Source organism: Kribbella sp. C-35 (assembly GCF_046549195.1).
Classification (GTDB): domain Bacteria; phylum Actinomycetota; class Actinomycetes; order Propionibacteriales; family Kribbellaceae; genus Kribbella.
The window spans coordinates 248,380-267,009 of the sequence record NZ_JAJPWG010000004.1 but is presented as its reverse complement, the minus strand read 5'-3'; the positions used below and the strand labels follow the sequence as shown (position 1 = coordinate 267,009).

General features: G+C 68.4%; 18 protein-coding genes. 15 read left to right on the top strand and 3 right to left on the bottom strand.

The window, feature by feature from the left end; genetic code table 11:
• Positions 1-21 precede the first annotated feature (21 nt).
• The 3 genes from ACLJOO_RS27145 to ACLJOO_RS27135 all read left to right on the top strand — a co-directional run bounded on the left by ACLJOO_RS27145 (position 22) and on the right by ACLJOO_RS27135 (position 3,844).
• Positions 22-705, top strand: a complete 684-nt coding sequence (locus tag ACLJOO_RS27145) for a response regulator (RefSeq protein WP_410790221.1) — start codon at positions 22-24, stop codon at positions 703-705.
• A 2-nt stretch (positions 706-707) separates the two neighbouring features.
• Complete coding sequence (locus ACLJOO_RS27140) at positions 708-2,117, top strand: ATP-binding protein (protein WP_410790220.1); 1,410 nt, start codon at positions 708-710, stop codon at positions 2,115-2,117.
• 116 nt (positions 2,118-2,233) lie between these two features.
• Positions 2,234-3,844: an ABC-F family ATP-binding cassette domain-containing protein gene (locus tag ACLJOO_RS27135; protein WP_410790219.1), complete on the top strand. Its 1,611-nt coding sequence runs from the start codon at positions 2,234-2,236 to the stop codon at positions 3,842-3,844.
• A 159-nt stretch (positions 3,845-4,003) separates the two neighbouring features.
• Here the strand turns inward: ACLJOO_RS27135 and ACLJOO_RS27130 are convergent, their stop codons facing one another.
• On the bottom strand, positions 4,004-4,534 hold the full coding sequence (locus tag ACLJOO_RS27130) for a DinB family protein (protein ID WP_410790218.1): 531 nt from the start codon (positions 4,532-4,534) through the stop codon (positions 4,004-4,006).
• A gap of 92 nt (positions 4,535-4,626) precedes the next feature.
• Between ACLJOO_RS27130 and ACLJOO_RS27125 the strand changes: the two genes are divergently transcribed.
• The 9 genes from ACLJOO_RS27125 (at position 4,627) to ACLJOO_RS27085 (ending at position 15,164) form a co-directional block, all read left to right on the top strand.
• A complete protein-coding gene (locus tag ACLJOO_RS27125) occupies positions 4,627-5,418 on the top strand; it encodes an IclR family transcriptional regulator (RefSeq protein ID WP_410790217.1) in 792 nt (263 codons plus the stop codon).
• Positions 5,419-5,565: 147 nt separating this feature from the next.
• Entirely contained in the window at positions 5,566-8,721 is a 3,156-nt protein-coding gene (locus ACLJOO_RS27120) for a sugar-binding protein (RefSeq protein ID WP_410790216.1), read from the top strand.
• A gap of 9 nt (positions 8,722-8,730) precedes the next feature.
• Positions 8,731-10,104, top strand: coding sequence for an ABC transporter substrate-binding protein (locus tag ACLJOO_RS27115; RefSeq protein WP_410790215.1), 1,374 nt, complete (start codon positions 8,731-8,733; stop codon positions 10,102-10,104).
• Positions 10,101-10,988 (top strand): carbohydrate ABC transporter permease, encoded by an 888-nt coding sequence (locus ACLJOO_RS27110; RefSeq protein ID WP_410790214.1) that lies wholly within the window; start codon positions 10,101-10,103, stop codon positions 10,986-10,988. Before ACLJOO_RS27115 ends, ACLJOO_RS27110 begins: the two co-directional genes overlap by 4 nt.
• Positions 10,985-11,863 carry a carbohydrate ABC transporter permease gene (locus tag ACLJOO_RS27105; protein WP_410790213.1) on the top strand — a complete coding sequence of 293 codons (879 nt, stop codon included), beginning with the start codon at positions 10,985-10,987 and terminating at the stop codon, positions 11,861-11,863. The genes ACLJOO_RS27110 and ACLJOO_RS27105 overlap by 4 nt, the downstream gene beginning before the upstream one ends.
• Before the next feature lie 11 nt (positions 11,864-11,874).
• Positions 11,875-12,756 (top strand): NAD-dependent epimerase/dehydratase family protein, encoded by an 882-nt coding sequence (locus ACLJOO_RS27100; protein WP_410790212.1) that lies wholly within the window; start codon positions 11,875-11,877, stop codon positions 12,754-12,756.
• Between the two features lie 14 nt (positions 12,757-12,770).
• Positions 12,771-13,721, top strand: coding sequence for an acetylxylan esterase (locus ACLJOO_RS27095; RefSeq protein ID WP_410790211.1), 951 nt, complete (start codon positions 12,771-12,773; stop codon positions 13,719-13,721).
• Positions 13,722-13,758: 37 nt separating this feature from the next.
• Positions 13,759-14,160: an ArsR/SmtB family transcription factor gene (locus tag ACLJOO_RS27090; protein WP_410790210.1), complete on the top strand. Its 402-nt coding sequence runs from the start codon at positions 13,759-13,761 to the stop codon at positions 14,158-14,160.
• Positions 14,157-15,164, top strand: coding sequence for a cation diffusion facilitator family transporter (locus tag ACLJOO_RS27085; protein ID WP_410790209.1), 1,008 nt, complete (start codon positions 14,157-14,159; stop codon positions 15,162-15,164). Before ACLJOO_RS27090 ends, ACLJOO_RS27085 begins: the two co-directional genes overlap by 4 nt.
• On the opposite strand, the gene ACLJOO_RS27080 is transcribed toward ACLJOO_RS27085, so the two are convergent.
• The gene (locus ACLJOO_RS27080) at positions 15,118-15,630 is read right to left on the bottom strand and encodes a GNAT family N-acetyltransferase (protein WP_410790927.1); all 513 of its coding nucleotides are present in this window, start codon (positions 15,628-15,630) and stop codon (positions 15,118-15,120) included. The genes ACLJOO_RS27085 and ACLJOO_RS27080 overlap by 47 nt on opposite strands.
• Before the next feature lie 84 nt (positions 15,631-15,714).
• Between ACLJOO_RS27080 and ACLJOO_RS27075 the strand changes: the two genes are divergently transcribed.
• The 3 genes from ACLJOO_RS27075 to ACLJOO_RS27065 all read left to right on the top strand — a co-directional run bounded on the left by ACLJOO_RS27075 (position 15,715) and on the right by ACLJOO_RS27065 (position 17,652).
• Positions 15,715-15,990, top strand: coding sequence for a DUF1905 domain-containing protein (locus ACLJOO_RS27075; protein WP_410790208.1), 276 nt, complete (start codon positions 15,715-15,717; stop codon positions 15,988-15,990).
• Between the two features lie 194 nt (positions 15,991-16,184).
• The gene (locus tag ACLJOO_RS27070; protein ID WP_410790207.1) at positions 16,185-16,487 is read left to right on the top strand and encodes a hypothetical protein; all 303 of its coding nucleotides are present in this window, start codon (positions 16,185-16,187) and stop codon (positions 16,485-16,487) included.
• A 28-nt stretch (positions 16,488-16,515) separates the two neighbouring features.
• A complete protein-coding gene (locus tag ACLJOO_RS27065; protein WP_410790206.1) occupies positions 16,516-17,652 on the top strand; it encodes an epoxide hydrolase family protein in 1,137 nt (378 codons plus the stop codon).
• On the opposite strand, the gene ACLJOO_RS27060 is transcribed toward ACLJOO_RS27065, so the two are convergent.
• A complete protein-coding gene (locus ACLJOO_RS27060; protein WP_410790205.1) occupies positions 17,642-18,589 on the bottom strand; it encodes a quinone oxidoreductase family protein in 948 nt (315 codons plus the stop codon). The two genes, ACLJOO_RS27065 and ACLJOO_RS27060, sit on opposite strands and share 11 nt — an antisense overlap.
• Between the last annotated feature and the right edge of the window lie 41 nt (positions 18,590-18,630).

Here is an 18,630-nt window from a genome sequence, read left to right as displayed (position 1 = left end):
TTGGTGAGCGACACTGTCCTGGTGGCACACAGCTTGCTGCTGGTCGATGACGAGCCGCGCATCCGGCGGGTACTGCGACTTGCCCTGGAGGACGAGGGGTACCAGGTCGCCGAGGCGGCCAACGGGTACGACGCTCTCGCCGCGCTGCGCCGGGAACCACCGGACGTGGTGCTGCTGGACCTGATGCTGCCGGACCGGGACGGTTTCGCGGTCTGCCGGGAGATCCGCCGCGCGAGCGACGTACCGGTGATCATGGTGACCGCGCGGACCGACAGCCACGACGTGGTCGCGGGCCTGGAGGCGGGCGCCGACGACTACGTGACGAAACCGCTCGTCGCGAAGGAGTTGTCGGCCCGGATCCGGGCGCTGCTGCGCCGGGTGGAGCCGGCCAGCGCGCGGCAGGCCGACCTGCTGGAGGTCGGTGACCTGCGGATCGACGTAGCGGGGGCCGAGGTGACGCGGGACGGCGACGTACTGCCGCTGACCCGGACCGAGTTCAAGTTGCTCGCCGAGCTGGCCAATGCCGAGGGCAAGGTGCTGAGCCGCGAGCAGTTGCTGTCGAAGGTCTGGGGCTACGGGTACTTCGGTGACAGCCGGATCGTCGACGTCCACATCCGGAGGCTGCGGCTGAAGGTCGAGCGCGACCCGGCGAGCCCGAAGCATCTCGTCACGGCCCGCGGCCTGGGCTACCGACTGGTGAGCTGACCTTGCTGGGACGGGTCACCCTGCGGGGCCGCGTGATGCTGGCGTACGGCCTGCTGGCGCTCGGGTTGTCGACCGTGCTGGCGATCGTGACGTGGACCGTGGTCTCGGACTATCTGGTCCAGCAGCGTGAGGCGGCGGCGGAGACCATCACGGCGGACAACGGGGCGGCGTTGCGGTACGGGCTGTTCGGTCCGCCGAAGCCGTGCCGGCCAATCCACGAGCGGGTCGAGTGCGAGGCACCTACGCTGCTGAGCGGGGTGTCCGTGCTGGACGTGATGAACAGCCTGCCGTCCACTGACGCGGCAGCGACGATGCTGTACCTCCAAGACCATTGGTACGCGATGACCGGGCAGCCGTCCGATCTGCCGCCGGACCTGATCCAGGCCGCGATCGGCGGCAACATGGTGCAGCGGCGGATCGAGGTGGGCGGGCAGCCGGTGCTCGCGGTCGGCGTACCGATCGGGCGTCAGGGGGACGCGTTCTTCGAGTGGCATCCGCTGAGCAGCCTGGACGACACGCTGCGGCGGATGAAGATCACACTGATCGCGGCGGCGATGGCGACCGCGCTGGTTGGGCTCGCCGTCGGGCGGCTGGCGAGTACGGTCGCGCTGCGTCCGCTCGCGGAGCTCACCCGGGTCGCGGACGCGGTGGCGCGCGGGAAGCTCGACGCCCGGTTGCCGGCGGAGAACGACAAGGACCTCGGCGGGCTGGCGCGGTCGTTCAACCAGACCGCGGCCGACCTGGAGAGACGCGTGGCAGCGGACGCCCGGTTCGCGGGCGACGTGAGTCATGAGCTGCGTACGCCGTTGATGACGATGCTGAACTCGATGCAGCTGATCCAGAACCACCGCGCCGAACTGCCCGCCGCCGTACGGGAGCCGGTCGAACTGCTCGGTGACGATCTGGACCGGTTCCGTCGGCTGGTGATCGACCTGCTGGAGATCTCCCGCGACGACGGCGGCGACCGGGGAAGCCGGGAGATCGTGCGGATCGCCGACCTGGTCCGGGCCGCCGCCGACGCAACGGCCGGTCGGGAGGTGACGGTTGTTGCGCCGGAGGCCGAGGCGCTCACGTTGCAGGCGGACAAGCGCCGGCTCGAGCGTGTGATCGCGAACCTGGTCGAGAACGCCGAGGACCACGCGGGCGGCTGCAAGGGCGTGGGCGTGGAGGCCGGCGGGCTCGGCGTGATCATCACTGTCGACGACGCCGGGCCGGGTATCGCCGCCGAGGACCGGTCGCGGGTCTTCGAACGCTTCGGTCGCGGCGAGACCTCGGGCCGTGGCCGCGGCGTAGGTCTGGGCCTCGCGATCGTCGCGCGCCACGTCCAGTGGCACCACGGCACGATCCAGGTCACGGACCGCCCGGGCGGCGGCGCCCGCTTCGTCGTCGAGCTTCCCGCGAAAATCAGCTGACGGATCTTGCCCGCCCCGGTTACCGTGGGCGCATGGCTACTTGCCTCTGTGTCTAGCTGGCGCACCCGCTTCTGCAGGTGAGGTGTGTCCACTAGCTACCACGGAGAGTAACCATCATGATCGCCGTTCGCGGTGTAGATATTCGGGTCGGTGCGCAGTTGCTGCTGGCCGACGTTTCGTTCAGTGTCGGCGCGGGTGACCGCGTCGGGCTCATCGGTCGTAACGGTGCCGGCAAGACCACGCTGCTGAAGACCCTGGCCGGTGAGGTCCGTCCGGCGACGGGACAGGTCACCGTGACCGGGTCGATCGGCTACCTGCCGCAGGACCCACGCGCGGCCGATCCCGCGATCACCGTCACCGCGCGCATTCTGTCCGCACGCGGCCTGGACGTCGCCGTACGGGAGCTCCGCGCGGCCGAGGCCGCGATGAGTTCGGCCACCGGTGAGGCCCAAGAGAAGGCTCAGCAGAAGGCGATGGCATCGTACGCGCGTGCCGAAGCCGCGTTCCAGGCCGGCGGCGGTTATGCGGCGGAGGCGGAAGCGGCGCGGCTCGCGGCCGGTGTCGGTCTGCCGAACCGTGCCCTCGAGCAGCCGATCGGCGAGCTGTCGGGCGGTCAGCGACGGCGCGTCGAGCTGGCCCGGATCCTGTTCGCGCAGCACGACGTACTGCTGCTCGACGAGCCGACCAACCACCTCGACGCCGACTCGGTGCTGTGGCTGCGGCAGTTCCTGCTGGCGTACCCCGGCGGCCTGATCGTCATCAGCCACGACCGCGAGTTGCTCAAGGCAACGGTTAACCGGGTCTTCCATCTGGACCCGCAGCGGCTGACGATCGACCTCCACAACACCGGCTGGACGAAGTATCTCGAGCAGCTGGAGGTGGACGAGCGGCGCCGGAAGCGCGAGCGTGCGGTCGCCGAGCGCAAGGCCGCGGTCCTGCATGCCCAGTCGGCGAAGATGCAGGCCGGTGCGAGTACGGCGATGGCGGCCAAGAACATGGCCCGTCGCGCCGACAAGCTCCTTGCCGGGCTGGAGCCGGTACGCCGGGCCGCGCGGGTCGCCAAGATCCGCCTCCCGGCCCCGGCGCCGTCCGGCCGGACCCCGCTGTCCGCGGTCGGCCTGAAGAAGTCGTACGGCGCCTTGCAGGTGCTGGACGGTGTCGATCTGGCCGTGGACCGGGGGAGCCGGGTCGTCATCCTCGGGCTGAACGGTGCGGGCAAGACCACGCTGCTCCGGCTGCTCGCGGGCCGTGAACAGCCGGACGCCGGTCGCGTCGTACCTGGCCATGGCTTGCGGCTCGGGTACTTCGCGCAGGAGCACGACACGCTGGACTTGGCCGGTACCGTCCGGCAGAACCTCGCGTCGGTCGCGCCTGGGCTGACCGACGGCGAGGTCCGGAACGTGCTGGGCTCGTTCCTGTTCAGCGGTGACGACGTCGACAAACCGGCCGGGGTCCTGTCCGGCGGCGAGAAGACCCGGCTGGCACTTGCGGGCCTGGTCCACTCCAGCGCGAACGTGCTGCTGCTCGACGAGCCGACCAACAACCTCGACCCGGCGTCCCGGGACGAGGTGCTCGGCGCGGTCGGCAGCTACCCGGGCGCGATCGTGATGGTCACCCACGACGAGGGCGCGATCGAGGCGCTCCGTCCGGGCCGTGTGCTGATCCTGCCGGACGCCACCGAGGACCTGTGGTCGGACGACTACCTCGAGCTCGTCTCGCTGGCCTGAGCCTGAACCGGCGAACGGGCCGGGCTGAGGAGCGCCGCACAAGTGGTCGTGGTGTCCGATCAGGCGCCGACAATGTGCACTCTCGACAGGTAGAGCACCCCGAGACGCCGTACACACCGAGCATTAGCGCGCTCAGGTGCACTACCTTGCCGCCCGACACTACCTGTCCACCTGGGCACCACGCTGCCTGGTCTGACGGACCGCGTCCATCAGCAGGTCAAGGTGGCCGCGGTGCTGGGCGGTCTCCTCGAGCATGTGGAGGTAGATCCAGCGCAGGCTCACGAGTTGCTCGCCGAACGACGCCCGTACGGCGCGTTCGTCGAGCGACTCGACCTGCGCCGCGATCTTCCGGCTGGCCGCGCAGGCGTTCTCGTACAGGTCGCGTAGCTCCGCGACCGTGTTGGCGGCTGCCGAATGGAACTCCCAGTCGGGGTCCTGGTCGAACGGCGCCGACCGCCACGGCTCGGCCGACGGAACGTCGAGGAACTTGTGGCTGAACCACAGGTCCTCGACGGCGGCGAGATGCTTGACGATTCCGCCTACAGTCAGTTCTGTCGCCGGGAGCAGCCGGGCCGCGGCTTCGGCGTCGCTGACCTCGTCGAGCGTCTGCAGTACGCCGGCGCGGTGGAAGTCGAGGAACTGCTCGAGAGACCGTCGTTCGTCGGCGGCCACGTTCGGGTAGTTGGTCACGTTCTACAGTGTGGCGGTCGCTTCCTGCTGTTCAGGTATGTGGACGTGATCTGATATACCGAACTTAGGTGTTTCGGGAGGAGGCGGGGGAGATGGGCGACGGAGCGGCGAAGCGGGCCGAGGTGCCTGGTGGGGTGAAGTCGGCGGCTCGGACGGTGGAGCTGTTGGAGGCACTGGCGCAGGCTCCGCGGCGGCTGACGCTGACTGAGTTGGCGAGTCAGTTGGGCTATCCGAAGTCCAGCATCCACATGTTGTTGCGGACGCTGGTCGGCGCCGGGTGGGTCGAGTCCGACGACCGCGGTACGGCGTACGGGATCGGGGTCCGCGCCCTTCTGGTGGGGACGGCCTTCCTTGACCGGGATGTGGTCAACCAGGTCGCGACGCCGCATCTCGCCGCGTTGCGCGCGCATCTCAACGAGACGGTTCATCTGGCGCGGCTCGACGGTGCCGATGTGGTGTACCTGGCCAGTCGGGAGTCGATGCACATCCTGCGCAGCGGATCGCGTGTCGGGCGACGGATGCCGGCGCACTCGACTGCTCTTGGGCAGGTGCTGCTCGCTCAGCTCTCGCCTGAGGAGGTCGGGGAGCGGATCCCGGCCGAGCTCGCGACGGAGACTCAGCACACGATCTCCGATCACAAGTCGCTGGCGCTCGAACTGCAGGACATCCGGGTTCGCGGCTGGGCCGCGGAGCGGGAGCAGGACTCGCTCGGGCTCGGCAGTATCGCGGTCGCCATTCCGTACGGGCGGCCGGCGACATACGGGCTGAGCTGCTCGATTCCGCTGACCCGCTTCACCGACGCGCATCAGCGTGACGTGGTCCAGGCGCTGCACGAGCACGCCGACGAGATCGGCGGCACCCTCCGCCGCTTCCCCGGCGCCTGACCCAGCCCGAAGCAGCCCGAACCGAGCCGACCCGGACTGACCCGGCCGGTTGAACCGTTGACACGTTCGTGTGCCTCGCCCTACCTTTTCGTCGTTCAGCATCACAGACAGCGTTCATATATGTGAACACGACGAGAGGAACCGCCCATGCTCGGTCCGGTTCGGAGAGTGCTCGCGGTGCTGGCCGGCGGATCTTTGGCAGCCGGAGTGTTGGTCGCCGTGCAGTCGGGCGCACCCGCGGAGGCCGCGACCAACCCCGGCATCGTCTTCACCAACCCGGTCGCCGCGGACGGGATGGCCGCCTGGCCGGGAGACCCGGACAAGACCCCGGAGCACGCGGCGTCGAGCCGCCTCGGGGTGCCCTGCTGGCAGACCAGCAACGACCTGAAGAACCAGTACATCTACCTGAACATCGACGCGACCCGGATCCCGGCCGGCGCCACCGACGCGGTCCTCACGGTCAGCTACTTCGACACCCCGGGCCAGCAGCTCACCGCGCAGTACGACAGCGTCAGCGCGGCCTTCACCCCGCTGCCGTGGTTCGTCTTCCCCGGCACGGGCGCCTGGGCCTCCACCCAGTTCCGGATGTCCAACGTCAACTTCCAGAACCGCGCGAACGGCGCCGACATCCGGCTGATGGCCAATGCTCCTGGTGGAGTCATCAGCTCGGTCTGCATCTCGTCGGTCAGCATCTCGTTCGCGGACACCACCGGCATCACGGTCACGAACCAGAGCCTCGTGTTCACCCAGGGGTCGGGCAGCGTCACCCTCACCTCGACGGCACCCTCGGTCGCCTGGAGCATCACCGACGACCAGTACCTGCCCGTTGCCTCAGGCAACACGACGAACGGCTCGATCAGTACGGCGGCCCTCGGCCCCGGCTTCTACAACCTCCGCCTCACCGCCGGCGAGACGGTCGTCGGTACGACGCTCGCTGTCATCCCACCGCTCACCGCGGGAATCCAGTCCCCCACGGGCAAGTGGGGTGTGAACACCCACATGAACCACTACTACAGCCTCAGCGGCGCGCTCATCCGCACCCTTGCACTGGCCGGCTTCTCGCACATCCGCGACAGCCTCGAGTGGGGACACGTCGAATCCGGCACGCCAGGCAACTACACGGTCGAACCGCAGTACGACGCGATGATCGCGGACGCCAAAGCGAACGGCATCCGCCCGCTGCTCGTGACCGGCTACCGCAACGCCCTGTACGACGGCGGCAAGACCCCGAGCACTCCTGCAGGACTGGCGGCGTTCGGTAGGTACCAGAGCTTCTGGCTGAAGCACTTCGCGGGCACCACCAACGACATCGAGACCTACAACGAGTACTACCAGCCCGGCTTCAACGACAGTGCCTGCGGCGTCACCGGCGCGTGCTTCGTGCAGCTGATGAAGGCGGCGTACGAACAGACTCACGCGGACAACCCGAGCGCGAACGTCATCGCCGACATCGGCCCGAACAAGGGCGACACCTCGTTCCGCGACCAGGTGCTGTCCAACGGCGGCCTGGCCTACCTGGACTCGATCAACGCGCACATTTACACGTTCGCCGGCCCTGAGGGTGACCTCGACACCCAGATCCAGAGCCTGCGTACCGCGGCCAACGCGAACGGCGGCGCCGGCAAGCCGATCTGGATCAGCGAGGAGGGCTACCCGACCGCGCCGAGCTTCGGCGGATCGATGATCGACCAGGCCCGCAAGTCGATCCGCAACGACACGATCATGATCGCCAACAACGTCAGCCAGTTCTACTGGTACGACGCCCTCAACGACGGCACGAACCTGGACGACAAGGAAAGCACCTTCGGCCTCCTGCAGGCACCTGCCGGACCGATCGCCGGGATGGCGCCGAAGCCTGGCCTGGTCGCGAAGGCAACCACGATCCGGGCGCTGACCGGTCTCGCGTACAGCGGCCGCGACACCCTGCCGTCATCGCTCTACTCGTACCGCTTCGGTTCCGGTACGTCGATCACCCGCGTGCTGTGGTCGACCGCCGCCGGCACGTCCTCGGTGAAACTCAACACGACGAACCCGCTCGAAGTGACCGACATGTACGGCCACAAGACCACCCTGACCCCGACGGCCGGCGCGGTGAACCTGACCGTCGACCAGGACCCGGTCTTCGTCAAGGGACCGGCCACGTCGGTCACCCAGCAGGCCACACCGCAGCTGACGATCGCGGCCGCGGACCCGTCGAACTCGCAGGAGCCCACGGCAGTCACGGTCACCCTGAAAGGTGCCGTAAGCAACCTCGGGCCGCGCGAGGTGACGGTCGCGGGTCAGACCAAGCGCGTCCTGGTGACTCCGGGCAAGAACACCACGGTCACGATCCAGGTCCCAGCGAGTGACACCCTCGGCCTGCGGCACGTGGTGGCGACGGTCGCGCGCGACGGCAAACCCACCGCGCGCCTGGTCGCCTGGACCAGCGTCGAACCGGCGACCAAGATCCGAGTCCTTCCACAGCTCACCGCTGACCTGCAAACCGCTCTCGGCGTCGAGCTCACCAACACGAGGGCGACGACGGCCGCGACGGTCCAGGACCTGACCTGGACCATCGCCGGCCAGCACGGGACGGCGGGGGCGGGCCAGTCGATTGCACCGGGGCAGAAGGCAACGATCGCCATCCCGGTCACCGGTCTCGCGCCATGGAAGGCCTATGCGTACACCGTCGATCTGACCACCTCCGACGGCAACAAGATCTCCGTCAAGGGCACGACCGCCTTCGACCCGATCGTTCCCGCGGCCACGACCCCGACGAGCTCGATCAACCTGGCCACCGACGCCAGTTGGCTCACCTTCACCCGCCCCTGGGGTGGCGCCGCCGACCTTTCCGGCACGGCAAACTTCCAGTACGACGCCGCCGGCCTGATCGTCAACGCGGCGGTCACCGATGACGTGTTCGCGCAGACCGAGACCGCGCCGAACCTGTGGCGGGGCGACAGCCTCCAGTTCGCGATCAGCAACGGCCTGCCCGGCGAGAACGCGACCGCGACCGAGATCGGCGCCGCGTTGTTGCCAACCGGCCCGGCCGTCTACACCTTCGGCACCTCGGACGGCAGCCCGACCGGTACGACGCCGGGCGCGACGGCCGCGATCACGCGCGCCGACGGCGTCACGTCGTACCAGGTGAAGATCCCGTGGACGGCACTCGGGTTCCAGAGCCAACCGACCGGACCGGTCGCGATCTCCCTTGCCCTGAACGAGAACGACGGCGCCGGGCGTGCCGGTGCGCTGCAGTGGGCGAGCGGAATCGTCACCGGAAAGACCACGACCTTGTTCCTGCCCGGAACGTTCATCAGTTAGGAGATACACGTGCTGACCACACGACGGATGACGGGGGTAGTCGCCGCACTGGTGATCCTCGGCGCCACTGCCTGCTCGTCAGAAAATGGTGCCGAGGGCACGAAGGCCGACGGCACGGTGACGATCAAGGTCGGGCAGAAGCCGACGCCCGACCAGGCGGCCGCGCTGAAGACCTGGACCGACCGGGTCGCCGAGTTCGAGAAGGCGAACCCGAAGATCAAGATCGAGGGTTCGGAGTACGGGTACGACGTACAGACGTTCCAGGCCGACCTGGCCGCCGGGACGCTGCCGACCGTGGTCGCGATCCCGTACACCGACGTCCAGGGCCTGATCGAGCGCAAGCAGCTCGCCGACATCACCGACGTGGTGAAGGCGTCGCCGATCGGCAGCAAGATCAACCCCGAGGTGCTGAAGACCGTCCAGGACTCCAGCGGGAAGATCTTCGGCCTGCCGGTGCAGGCGTACACGATGAGCCTCAACTACAACCGCGCCCTGTTCAAGCAGGCCGGGCTCGACCCGGACAAGCCGCCGACGACGTGGGAAGAAGTGCGGACGGACGCGAAGGCGATCGCGGACAAGACCGGCAAGGCCGGCTACGCGATGATGACCACCAACAACACCGGTGGCTGGATCCTGACCACGATGACGTACACGTACGGCGGGAAGATCGAGAACGTCGACGGCGGCAAGGCCTCGGCCGCGTTCAACGACGCGCCGATGAAGAACGCGCTGACCGCCTTGCACGACATGCGGTGGACCGACAACGCGATGGGCAGCAACTTCCTGTTCAACCAGAAGCAGCTGCAGCAGGAGTTCGCCGGCGGCAAGATCGGGATGTACATCGGTACGCCGGGCGACTACCGCGACGAGGTCACCACGATGGGCGCCAAGGGCGAGGACATCGGGGTCGCGCCGCTGCCGCTCAACTCCCCGGACGGCGGCACGCTGACCGGTGGCGCCGTACAGATGTTCAACCCGAAGGCCTCGAAGGAGCAGGTCGAGGCGGCGGTGAAGTGGGCGGAGTTCTTCTGGCTGGAGAAGTTCACCGACCAGGACCACGCCGTCACCGACGCCAAGGCCGCGAACGCGGACAAGGTGCATTCCGTCGGCCTGCCGATGCTGTGGTTGTTCGACGCGGCGTCGCAGCAGCAGTACAACGCCTGGATCAAGCCGTACGTGAACACGGTGCAGGCGAACTTCACGCCGTACACGAGTAAGGCGGCGTCGCTGAAGCTGATGATCGAGCCGCCGGTGGCCGGTCAGAAGGTGTACGCGAACCTCGACACCGTGGTGCAGACCGTGCTGACCAAGAAGGACACCGATATCGGCAAGCTACTCACTGACTCGTCGAAGGCCGTCGACGGCCTGCTGGCGAACCCGTGACCCGTACCGCCCGATGGATCCGCAACGGCGGGATCAGCACCCTGGTGTTCCTGATCCCGACGTTGCTGGTGTTCGGGTTGTTCTCCTGGTGGCCGATCGCGCGCGGTCTGGTGCTCGCCTTCCAGCAGACCAACCTGGTCGAGCCGGCGCAGTGGGTCGGGTTCGGGAACTTCCGCAAGGTGCTCGCCGACCCGCTGCTGCTGACGGCCGTCCGCAACACTGCCTGGTTCGCCCTGCTGGCGTTGCTGTTCGGCTACCCGGCGCCGCTCGCGCTGGCCGTCTTCGTCCGCGAGCTGCGCCGCGGCCGAGCGTTGTTCTCGGTGCTCGCCTACCTACCGGTGGTGCTGCCGCCCGTGGTGGCGATCCTGCTCTGGCGGGTGTTCTACGACGCGAGTGACGACGGCCTGTTCAACACCCTTGCCCGGGGCATCGGCCTGGGCCCGTTCCAGTGGCTGCAGGACGCGCATTCGGCGATGCCCAGCATCGTGCTGGAGGCGACCTGGGCCAACGCGGGCGCGACGATGATCATCTACCTGGCCGCGTTGTCCGGCGTACGCACGGATCTCTATGAGGCGGCCGAGATCGACGGGGCCTCGATCTGGCGGCGGGTGGTGCACGTGACGTTGCCGCAGCTGCGGACGATCCTGCTGATCACGTTGCTGCTGCAGATCATCGGGACGTTCCAGGTGTTCACCGAGCCGTTCCTGTTCACCGGCGGCGGCCCGGCGAACGCAACCACGACGATCCTGATGCTGCTCTACAACTACGCGTTCATCAACGGCGACTACGGCGGCGCGACCGCGCTGTCCGTCCTGCTGGCGATCTTCCTCGGTCTGCTGTCGTTGCTGTACTTCCGGCTGACCCGGCGCTGGAGTACGACGTGAGCGATCGCGGCATCATCTCGCCGGCCGACCGGAGCCGTCCGCTCGTGCGCTGGACCCTCGGCGGCGGTCAGGTCCTGATCCTGGTCTTGCTCGCACTAGCCGGGCTCGGCCCGATCCTGTGGCTGGCCAAGGCGGCGATCTCCCAACCCAACGACATCGCGTCGAACCCGCTCGGCCTGTGGTCCGGGCAGCCGCAGTGGGAGAACATCGGGACCGCCTGGTCGCAGCTGCGGGTCGGACCTGCGCTGATCAACACCGTCTGGATCGCGCTCGGCAACTGGGCCGTATCGGTGCTGGTGGCAACGACCGGCGGCTATGCGCTGGCGATCCTGCGGCCGCGGTACGCGAAGTTCGTCAACGGCGCGTTGCTGGCGACGCTCTTCATCCCCGGCGTGATCTCGCTCGTACCGCTCTATCTGACGGTGATCGACGTACCGATCATCGGCGGGTCGTTGATCAACACCTACTGGGCGATCTGGCTGCCCGCCGGGGCGAGTGCCTTCAACGTGATCATCACCGGACGGTTCTTCGCGCAACTGCCGGCCGAGCTGTTCGAGGCCGCGAAGATCGACGGCGTCGGCAACTTCCGGATGTTCACGTCCTTGGTGCTGCCGTTGTCCGGCCCGATCATCGGCGTCGTGTCTCTGCTGTCGATCATCGCGGCCTGGCGCGAGTTCCTCTGGCCGAAGCTGGTGCTGCCGGACCGGACCAAACAGCCGCTGTCGGTGATGTTGCCGTCGATCCGCGACAACGTGCAGGTCAACCTGTTCATGGCCGGACTGCTGATCTCGGTGGTGCTGCCGATCGTCATCTTCCTGCTCTTCCAGCGCTACTTCATCCGCGGCGCGGGACTGGCCGGGGGGATCAAAGGATGAAAGGAGTGCGAGTGAATCGGGTTCTCGTCACGGGGGCGGGCGGCATGATCGGACGTGCCGTGGTGGACGACTTGGTTGCCCAGGGCATCGCCGTGACCGCGCTGGAGCGGGTTGAGCCGGACGGGTTGGCGGCGGACCGGATCGTCGTCGGGGACGCTGGCGATCCGGAGGCGGTCGACGAGGCACTGGCCGATGTGGACGCCGTGATCCATCTGGCCGCTGTGCCGGCGCCCGTCCTGGGTACGCCGCTCGAGGTCTTCGGCAACAACACCCGTGCGACCTTCGTCGTCCTCGAGGCGGCCGGACAGCGGGGGATCAGCCGGGTCGCGATGAGCAGCAGCTACTCGATCACCGGGTTGCCCTGGGCGGCCCAGCCGCTACATCCCGCCTACGTGCCGATCGACGAGGGGCTGCCGCCGCAGATCGAGGATCCGTACGGGTTGTCCAAGCAGGTCGACGAAACGACCGCCCAGATGATGGCGCGACGCTACGACCTGACGGTGATCGCCTTGCGGTTGCCGTTCGTCGCCAACGAGAAACGCCGGCGCGATCGGCTGGCGGCAACCACGGCCGACCCGCTGATCGGATCCGCCGAGATGTGGGCGTACGTCGACCTTCGCGACGCCGCGCGGGCACTCCGGCTGGCGCTCGTCGCCCCGGCGTCCGGGTTCCACGCCGTACTGGTCGCGGCCCCGGAGACGCTGGCGCCGTACGCGACCGAGGACCTGCTGGCGCGGTATCACCCGTCGGTTCCGGTGCGGCGGGCGCTGCCGGGTCGCGCCGTACCGATGGATCTGTCGAAGGTCGAGGAGTTGCTCGGGTTCACCGCCGAGCATCAGGCCTCGTTGGACGTCCGGCCGCTTCCCGCTGATCTCACCCGCGCCGCCGGGTAAGGAGAGGACTCACCATGCCCTTGTTCGACAAGCCGTTGCCCGACCTCCGCGAGTACCGTCCGGAGCGGCACGAGCCGGCCGACTTCGATCGCTTCTGGCAGGAGACGCTGGCCAAGGCCGCTACGGATCCACTCGACCCTTCCTTCGTCCCGTATGACTCCGGGCTGTCGACGGTCGACGTCTGGGACGTGCGGTTCACCGGATTCGGCGGGCACCGGATCGCGGGATGGTTCCTGGCGCCGCGCGACCCGGCCGGGCCGTTGCCGACCGTCGTGCAGTTCCTCGGGTATCAAGGCGGGCGGAACTGGCCGATCGACTGGCTCGTGTACCCCGCCGCCGGGTACGCCGTGCTCGTCATGGACACGCGCGGGCAGGGGACCGAGACGGCCGATCCCGATCCGGGCGCGAATCCACAGGTCCCCGGCTTCCTCACGCGTGGACTGGTCGATCGGGACAGCTATTACTACCGGCGGGTGTTCACCGACGCGGTCCGGGCGGTGGACGCGGCGCGGAGCCACCCGATCGCCGACCCGGACCGGATCGTGGTCGCCGGCGGCAGCCAGGGCGGAGGCATTACGCAGGCGGTCGCCGGGTTGCGGACGGACGTCGCGGCCGCGTTGATCGACGTACCGTTCCTGACGCACTTCCGGCGAGCGACCGAGATGATCGAGAAGACCGGGTACGGCGAGATCGCCGACTACCTCGCCCGTCGGCGGGTGGAGCCCGAGGAGGTGTTCGGTGTGCTCGACTACTTCGACGGTGTGAACTTCGCGGCCCGGGCGACGGCCCCGGCTCGGTACTCGGTCGCGTTGATGGACGCGGTCTGCCCGCCGTCGACGGTCTTCGCGGCGTACAACCACTACCGCGGTCCGGCAGAGATCGACGTCTGGCCGTTCAACGGACACGAGGGCGGCGCGCAGCTGCAGCGGATGCGTCACCTGCGGTGGCTCGCCGACACGTTGTAGCTTGCGGCAGGTCAGACTGCTGCCCTAGTCTCGATATATGAAGAGTTCTGCAGATGTGCAGCTCGACGAGTGCAATGTGCGGCTGGTCGACCCGGAGCGGGTGGCGAGCGTCAATGCCAGGATGCCGGGCGAGGAGGACATCGCCGACACGGCCGACGTGTTCGGTCTGCTCGGCGATCCCCGACGGCTGAAGCTGCTCGTCGCGCTCCTCGACGGGGAGCTGTGCGTCTGCGATCTCGCCGCGATCACCGGCTTGAGCGAGTCCGCGACGTCCCATGCGCTCAGGTTGCTGCGTGCTCACCGCGTGGTCGCCGTACGGCGGGACGGGCGGAACGCGTTCTACCGGCTCGACGACGCGCACGTGCGGATGCTGCTCGATCTCGCGGTCGCGCATACCGAGCACACTGATGCGATCCACCCGGAGAGGTCGGAGGCATGAGCGCCGGTCACGATCACGGCGCGGCGACCGCCGGACACGGGCACGGTCACGGTCACGGTGTGAGCGTGAACGCCGACCGCAAACTGCTCAGCGGTGCTCTCGCGCTGATCGTCGGCTTCATGATCGCCGAGGTGATCGTCGGGTTCGCGGCTGGTTCGCTGGCCCTGGTCACCGACGCGGCGCACATGCTCACCGACGCGATCGCCATCGCGCTAGCACTGCTAGCGATCCGGCTCGCCGCCAAGCCGCCGGCCGGTGGGTTCACGTACGGCTTCAAACGCGTCGAGATCCTCTCCGCGCAGGCCAACGGCATCACGCTGCTGCTGCTCGCGGTGTACTTCGTGTACGAGGCCGTCAGCCGGCTGATCCATCCGCCCGAGGTCAAGGGCGCGCTGGTGCTGATCACAGGCGTCGTCGGCATCGTGGTGAACCTGTTCGCCACCTGGCTGATCAGCAAGGCGAACCGCTCCAGCCTCAACGTCGAGGGCGCGTTCCAGCACATCCTGAACGACCTGTTCGCGTTCATCGCGACCGCGATCGCCGGTCTCGTCGTCCTGCTGACCGGGTTCGCCCGCGCGGACGCGATCGCGGCCTTCGTGGTCGCCGTACTGATGCTGAAGGCCGGCGTCTCCCTGGTCCGGGACTCGGGGCGGATCTTCCTCGAGGCCGCGCCGATCGCGATCGACCCGCAGGCGCTGGGCGCCGAGCTGTGCGCGGTCGAAGGTGTGGTCGAGGTGCACGACCTGCATGTCTGGGAGATCACCTCGGGCGAGCCGGCCGCGTCCGCGCACATCCTGGTCGCGGAGGGGCTCGACTGTCACCAGATCCGGGTCCGGATCGAGGAGGTGCTTGCCGAGCGCCACCACCTGACGCACTCGACGCTCCAGGTTGATCACGCCACCGAAAGTCAGGCGTCGGAGCACTGCAGCGACTCGCACGGCGTGGTCCACCGCGCGATCACAGGTGCTGGACGAGCACCTGACCCAGCCAGTCCACATCATTGACCCGCGGTACGGCGAACTCGGCGTCGCGCGTGAACCCCTGCTTCTCGTAGTACCGGACGAGTGCGCCGCCACCGCCCGCGAAGCAGTCCACCCGCAGCAGCCGTACGCCGTCCTCGCGGGCAAGGCTGCGGGCATGGTCGAGCAGCACGCCGCCGAGGTTCTGCCCCGCGGACAGGCGGTCGGTCACGAGCAGTCGCACGTACAGCTCCGGCTCGGTTGCCGGCGGCACGTAGTCGAGGGCGGCGCCGACCGCGAGCGCCCCGACCACTCGGCCGTCCGCCTCGCCCACCCACAGTCCGCCGTCCTCGGCGAAGCCGGTGATCTGCTCGACCCGCCGCGGGCTCGTCGAGTGGGCCGCCGTACCCCACTGGTCGGTCCGCCCACGCGCGACCAACCACTCGGTCGCCCCGTCGAGGAGCGCCAGCACCGCCGGTACGTCGTCCCGCCCGGCCCGGCGGATCGTCATCTGCACATTTCCCAGAATAGGTTGGCGGGAGATGTCGAAACGCCGTTCGCAGTCTCTACCTAGGGGTGTAGAGAGGAGCTCACGATGAGCAAGCTGGACAAGACATTCACCGCGCCGCTGCAGAAGAGCGACGCCAAGGGCGGCTGGACCTACGTGCAGATGCCGGATTCGGCGGCGTACTTCGGGACGCGCGGACTGGTCAAGGTGCGCGGCACGATGGACGGCCACCCGTTCGAGAGTTCGTTCATGGCGCTCGGTGACGGGACCCACAAACTGCCCGTCAAGGGCGAGCTGCGGACCCTGCTCGGCAAGCAGCCGGGCGACGAGATCACCGTGTATCTGGAGGAGCGTCTCGGTTGAGAGTCACTTCCGTTTGATCTGAGATCACCGTCACAGCCGGTCATGTTCTGAGTAAGGTCTCTGTGAAGAATCGATGCTGACCGGCTGCTCGGGTGGGGATCATCGCGGGCCGGACCGTACCGTCGATGACTGGGTGGTCCGACGAAGTCAGGAGTGATCGAGGTGCTACGGGGCTCACGGGGCGTGCGATCGGCATGCCCACCATCGGCGGATTCGGTCTGACCGTGATCTCGCTGAACAAGATTCTCGGCGCGGCCGGGCTGGTGCTGCTGGCCGGCGGCGCGCTGCTCGGGTTCCGGTCGGTCTCGGCGAGTGGGACCGACTGCGGTTCCGCGTTCCAGCCGGCCGCCGGGATCACACCGATGGCCTGCGACAACGCCCTGAACGGCGCCAGCACCCTGACCACGGTCGTGATGAGCGCCGGCGTGCTCTGCCTGATCGCCGCCGTCGCGGTCAAGGTCATCCGCGCCCGCACCCAGGAGAAAGTCACCGCCTGACCGGCTTGTTCTGTGTCAGAGTGCGGCGGTGACGATCGAACCGTTCCGGCTGGACGTGCCGGAGAGCGAGCTGGATGACCTGCGTCGGCGGCTGGACCTGGCGCGTTGGCCCTCGGAGCTACCGGGTGCCGGCTGGTCTCGCGGCGTACCGCTGGACTATCTGCGGGACCTGGTCGGCTATTGGCGGGACGGTTACGACTGGCGGGCCGCCGAGGCACGGCTGAACGCATGGCCGCAGTACAGAACGGTCATCGACGGGGCGGTCGTCCACTTCGCCCACCTCCGCTCGCCGTCGCCGGATGCGATCCCGCTCGTGCTCACGCACGGCTGGCCGGGCTCGATCGTCGAGTTCACCTTCGTCGCCGAGTTGCTGAGTGACTTCCACCTGATCCTCCCGACCATCCCGGGCTTCACTCTGTCCGGCCCGACCAGCGAGCCCGGGTGGGAGTTCAAGCGCGTCGCTCGGGCGTGGACCGAGCTGATCACGCGGCTCGGGTACGAGCGGTACGGCGTACAGGGCGGCGACTGGGGTTCGGCGATCTCCCGCGAGGTCGGGCGGATCGATCCGGAGCGCGTGATCGGCGTACATCTCAACCTCATCCCCGGCGCGGGCGCGACCTCCGAACCGACCTTCGATGAACTCGCGCCCCTCGACGCGGCCGAGCGGGAGCGGACCTGGGCGTCGTGGCACCGGCAGCAGGCGTTCGCGTCGGAGCAGCAGGGGTACGCCGACCTGCAGTCGACCCGCCCGCAGACGCTGGCCTACGCGTTGACCGACTCCGCAGTGGGACAGCTGGCGTGGATCGCGGAGAAGTTCGCGACCTGGTCCGATCCGGCGTCTGTGATCGACCGTGGTGTGCTGCTCACGAACGTCATGCTCTACTGGCTGACGAGGACCGCGGGGTCGTCCGGCGCGATCTACTACGAGCGCGCGCACGCGTCGTACTGGGGCCAGCCGGCTGAGCCGTCGCGGACACCGACCGCGCTCCTCGACCTCGCGCACGAGAACTTCATCCCACTACGGCACAAGGTCGCCCACACCGACAACATCGTCCGCTGGACGAGCCATCCGCACGGCGGTCACTTCGCCGCGCTCGAACAGCCTGAGGTGCTGGCGGCGGACATCCGTGCGTTCTTTACGGCTCTCACGTCATTCACGGCTTGAGTATCAGCTTGCCGGTGGTCCGGCGGGCGAGCAGATCCTCGTGTGAACGGCGGGCGTCCTCCAGCGGATACTCGCCGCCGACGAGCGGGCGTAGTTTTCCCGTGGCGGTGAGGGCCAATAGCTCAGTCAACGGCTCGACGTACCCGCCCGGCAGGTCCATCGCGGGGACCAGCCAGAAACCGGCCACCGAAAGGTTGCGTTGGGCAAGCGCACTCGGGTCGATGCTGGGCCGTCCCTCGCGACCGGCGTTGCCGAAGTTGACCAGGCGGCCGAATCCGCTGAGTGTCTCCAGCCCAGCCAGCATGGTCGCGCCGCCCGTTGAATCCAGTACGACGTCCACGCCGTCGGTCACCCCCCGGATGCGGTCCGCGTAGCCGTCCGGGTTGTTGTCCACAGCAACATCCGCGCCGAGCTCCAGCGCCAGCTCCCGCTTCGCCGCGGTCGAGGCCGTCGCGATGACCAGGCCGGCCCCGAACTGTTTGGCGAGCTGCACCGCGATCGATCCGACGCCGCCGGCCGCCGCGTTCACCAGCACGGACTCGCCCGCGCTCAGGCGCGCACTGTTCCTCAAGACATGCCAGGCCGTCAGTCCTTGGATGAGCAGTGCGAGCGCCTGCCCGTCGCTGACTTCCTCCGGTACGTCGACCGCGCGGTCCGCCGGCGCCACGGCGTACTCGGCGTACCCTCCGCCGGTCTCGAGGATGGGGGAGAGGATGCGGCGGCCGGTCTCGGTACGACCGACGATCTCGACACCGGGCACGAACGGGAGCGTGACGCCGCCGCGGTACGAGCCGTCGGTGCGATGGGTGTCGGCGAAGTTCACGCCGGCCGCGCTGACTTCGACTCGGATTTGGCCGGGGCCGGCGGTCGGCGGGTCGAGCTCGGTCGGTACGAGGACCTCGGGGCCGCCGAACCGGGTGACCTGGATCGCGCGCATGGGGTGTCTGTCCGATCTGCCGGGCGAACTATCGTTACCGC

What these genes read in the sequence shown, in the direction of transcription:
- ACLJOO_RS27125 (WP_410790217.1), top strand. Translation starts at nt 4,627, where the DNA reads ATGGGCGACGGAGCGGCGAAGCGGGCCGAGGTGCCTGGTGGGGTGAAG.
- ACLJOO_RS27085 (WP_410790209.1), top strand. Translation starts at nt 14,157, where the DNA reads ATGAGCGCCGGTCACGATCACGGCGCGGCGACCGCCGGACACGGGCAC.
- ACLJOO_RS27075 (WP_410790208.1), top strand. Translation starts at nt 15,715, where the DNA reads ATGAGCAAGCTGGACAAGACATTCACCGCGCCGCTGCAGAAGAGCGAC.
- ACLJOO_RS27070 (WP_410790207.1), top strand. Translation starts at nt 16,185, where the DNA reads ATGCCCACCATCGGCGGATTCGGTCTGACCGTGATCTCGCTGAACAAG.
- ACLJOO_RS27120 (WP_410790216.1), top strand. Translation starts at nt 5,566, where the DNA reads ATGCTCGGTCCGGTTCGGAGAGTGCTCGCGGTGCTGGCCGGCGGATCT.
- ACLJOO_RS27095 (WP_410790211.1), top strand. Translation starts at nt 12,771, where the DNA reads ATGCCCTTGTTCGACAAGCCGTTGCCCGACCTCCGCGAGTACCGTCCG.
- ACLJOO_RS27060 (WP_410790205.1), bottom strand. Translation starts at nt 18,589, where the DNA reads ATGCGCGCGATCCAGGTCACCCGGTTCGGCGGCCCCGAGGTCCTCGTA.
- ACLJOO_RS27080 (WP_410790927.1), bottom strand. Translation starts at nt 15,630, where the DNA reads ATGACGATCCGCCGGGCCGGGCGGGACGACGTACCGGCGGTGCTGGCG.
- ACLJOO_RS27135 (WP_410790219.1), top strand. Translation starts at nt 2,234, where the DNA reads ATGATCGCCGTTCGCGGTGTAGATATTCGGGTCGGTGCGCAGTTGCTG.
- ACLJOO_RS27090 (WP_410790210.1), top strand. Translation starts at nt 13,759, where the DNA reads ATGAAGAGTTCTGCAGATGTGCAGCTCGACGAGTGCAATGTGCGGCTG.